General features: G+C 69.2%; 4 protein-coding genes. 3 read left to right on the forward strand and 1 reads right to left on the reverse strand.

Annotation, left to right across the window (positions count from 1 at the left end):
- The 3 genes from LQV45_RS23475 to LQV45_RS23485 all read left to right on the forward strand — a co-directional run.
- The coding region (locus LQV45_RS23475) for an AMP-binding protein (protein ID WP_230009055.1) at positions 1 to 862 on the forward strand (862 nt) is incomplete at its 5' end.
- Positions 863 to 1,064: 202 nt separating this feature from the next.
- A complete protein-coding gene (gene aroQ, locus LQV45_RS23480; protein ID WP_230009056.1) occupies positions 1,065 to 1,541 on the forward strand; it encodes a type II 3-dehydroquinate dehydratase in 477 nt (158 codons plus the stop codon).
- A gap of 2 nt (positions 1,542 to 1,543) precedes the next feature.
- Complete coding sequence (locus tag LQV45_RS23485; RefSeq protein WP_230009057.1) at positions 1,544 to 2,722, forward strand: DUF2332 domain-containing protein; 1,179 nt, start codon at positions 1,544 to 1,546, stop codon at positions 2,720 to 2,722.
- 50 nt (positions 2,723 to 2,772) lie between these two features.
- Here LQV45_RS23485 and LQV45_RS23490 read toward each other — a convergent pair.
- Positions 2,773 to 2,964: trypsin-like serine protease (locus tag LQV45_RS23490; RefSeq protein WP_230009058.1), on the reverse strand; the 192-nt coding region annotated here is incomplete at its 5' end.

Here is a 2,964-nt window from a genome sequence, read left to right on the forward strand (position 1 = left end):
CATCCCGGCCAAGTCCGACCTCTCCTCGATCCGGGTCCTCGGTTCCGTCGGCGAACCCATCAACCCCGAGGCCTGGATGTGGTACCGCGAGGTCATCGGCGGCAACGCCGGCAAGAACGGCGAGCGGAAGGAAAACCCCGCGCCGATCGTGGACACCTGGTGGCAGACCGAGACCGGGGCGCAGATGATCGCCCCGCTGCCCGGCGTCACGGCCACCAAGCCCGGCTCGGCCCAGGTCCCGCTGCCGGGCATCGCCGTGGACGTCGTGGACGAACTCGGCGAATCCGTACCCAACGGCCACGGCGGCTTCCTCGTGATCCGCGAACCGTGGCCCGCCATGCTGCGCGGGATCTGGGGCGACCCGGAGCGGTTCAAGGAAACGTACTGGTCCCGCTTCGAGACCATGTACTTCGCCGGCGACGGCGCCAAGAAAGACGAGGACGGCGACATCTGGCTGCTGGGCCGGGTCGATGACGTGATGAACATTTCCGGCCACCGCCTCTCCACCGCCGAAATCGAGTCCGCACTCGTGTCCCACCCCGCGGTGGCGGAAGCCGCCGTCGTCGGCGCCGCGGACGAGACCACCGGACAGGCCGTCGTCGCCTTCGTGATCCTCCGCGCCGACGCCGTGGACACCGGCGACGCAATCGTCCAGGAACTCCGCAACCACGTGAGCAAGGAAATCGGCCCGATCGCCAAACCCAAAACCATCCTCGTGGTCCCGGAACTGCCCAAAACCCGCTCCGGCAAGATCATGCGCCGCCTGCTCAAGGACGTCGCCGAAGGCCGCGAAGTCGGCGACGCGACCACCCTGGCAGACAACACCGTCATGGCCCAGATCGCGCAGTCGCTGAAGAAATAGCCGGCTCGTTCCGAAAAGGGTTCGTCGGCTGTGTTTGGCTGGCCTGTTTGTCCGGCGGCGGCGCCGCCCACCGTGGTGGGCCGCGCCGCCGTCGTCGTTGGTCCTGTCTGTCGACGCGGCCGCGGCGGGAACATCCGCAGCAGCGAAGAATGCGGCAGTAACGAACGGCGCGCGCGGGCCGCGGCGCGATAGATTTGCAGACATGACTGAAGCCACCTCCGCCACCGTTGCCGGCCGCGGCACCATCCTGGTTCTCAACGGACCCAATTTGAACCTGCTTGGCACCCGCGAGCCCGAGAAATACGGGACGGCGACGCTGGCCGACGTCGAACAGCTCGCCAAAGACGCCGGTGCCGCGCACGGCCTGGACGTCGAGTGCTTCCAGTCCAACCATGAAGGGGCCCTCGTGGACGCCATCCACGCCGCCCGCGGGAAGGCGGTGGGAATCGTGCTCAACGCCGGCGCCTACACGCACACGTCCGTGGCCATCCGGGACGCCATTTCCGCTGTTGCCCTGCCGACGGTCGAGGTGCACATCACCAATGTTCACGCCCGCGAGCCTTTCCGGCACCATTCCTACCTTTCGGACATCAGCAAGGCCGTGATCGCCGGCGCCGGGATCCTGGGCTACCGCTTCGCGGTGGAATACCTCGCCGGGCTGCACGCGGCCGGGGACTGAGCATGTCCCCCGCCGAACCCGCGGCGGCGGAAGCATCCGGGGAACCGTCCGCAGCTCCGGACGCTGCCACGGGCACCGCCTCGGACACAGCACCGGACGCGGCTACGGCTACGGACACAGACACAGACACAGACACAGCGCAGTGGTACCGGCACTTCGGCACGGTCGATGCCCCCGGTTCCTCCCCCTGCTATGCCGCGTGGTCCGTGGGGATCGCCGGGGACGCCGAGGTGATCCGGCGGATTGATCACTGGCCGCACAACAAGCGCCAGCCGCTGCTGATCCTCGCCGCGGCCCGGTTCCTCGGCGCGCAGATCAGCCCTTACCGCGATTTCCGGAGGTTCCTGGACCATCACTGGGACGCGGTCTCGGAAATCGTGCTGTCCCGGTCCACGCAGACGAACGAGGCCGGCCGCTGCGCCACCCTGCTGCCCTCACTCGCGCAGATATCCGCGGCAGAGGGCCGGCCGCTGGCCCTCATCGAGGTGGGCGCCTCGGCGGGGCTGGCACTGTTCCCTGACCGCTACGGTTACGATTTTGTCGACACCGGGGCGGGGGCACCGGATGAGTCGGCGGCGGACCCGGCGGCGGAAGCAAGGACGACGCGGCTGGTTCCGGATGGCGCCCAGCCTGGCACGTTTCCGGTCCTGCGCTGCCTGACCTCGGGCCCGGTGCCGCTGCCGGCGGAAATCCCCCGGGTGGCATGGCGTGCCGGGATCGACCTCAACCCCCTGAACGTGCGCGACCCGGCCGACGTCGCCTGGCTCGAAGCCCTCGTCTGGCCGGAGCAGGAGTTCCGGCTTGAACGGCTGCGCCAGGCGATCGCCATTGCCAGGGAACGGCCGCCGCTGCTGGTGGCCGGCGACCTCAACGAACAACTTGTGGAGCTCGCCGGCCGCGCCCCGGCCGACGCCGCCCTGGTGGTATTCCACAGCGCCGTCATGGCGTACCTGGATGCCGGCGGCCGCTCCCGGTTCCGGCGCACCATGGCGGATCTTGCCGCGGAGCGGGGCTGCCACTGGCTCTCGAACGAAGGCCACATGGTGGTGGTGCAGGCAGACGGGTCCAGTGTGGTCCCGGAAATGGATGACGCCCGGCTCCGCGGCCGGTTCCTGCTGCTGCAGGACGGCCAGCCGGCAGCCATCACGGGCCCGCACGGGCAGAGCCTGGAGTGGCTCTAGCTGCGTGCGGCTCCGGCGTGGCTGTGGCTAGGGCCTGCGCGGCAGCCCTGCTATTTCTTGATGCACTGTCCGGACGAAACGGCACTGCCCAGACCCGGCGCCTGAGCCGCCACGGGGCTCAGGTCATTCATGGTGATCGCAAATCCGAGCGAGGACTCGGTTGTGGCCTTGGCAAAAACGACCCCCGCCACCTGCCCGTCCACGGTCAGGAGCGGACCCCCGGAGTTGCCCGGCTGCACGTC

It is taken from the genome of Microbacterium sp. Bi128 (assembly GCF_918698205.1).

Bases quoted from the DNA above. Each gene is read 5' to 3' on its own strand.
- aroQ (WP_230009056.1), top strand. From the start codon at position 1,065: ATGACTGAAGCCACCTCCGCCACCGTTGCCGGCCGCGGCACCATCCTG.
- LQV45_RS23485 (WP_230009057.1), top strand. From the start codon at position 1,544: ATGTCCCCCGCCGAACCCGCGGCGGCGGAAGCATCCGGGGAACCGTCC.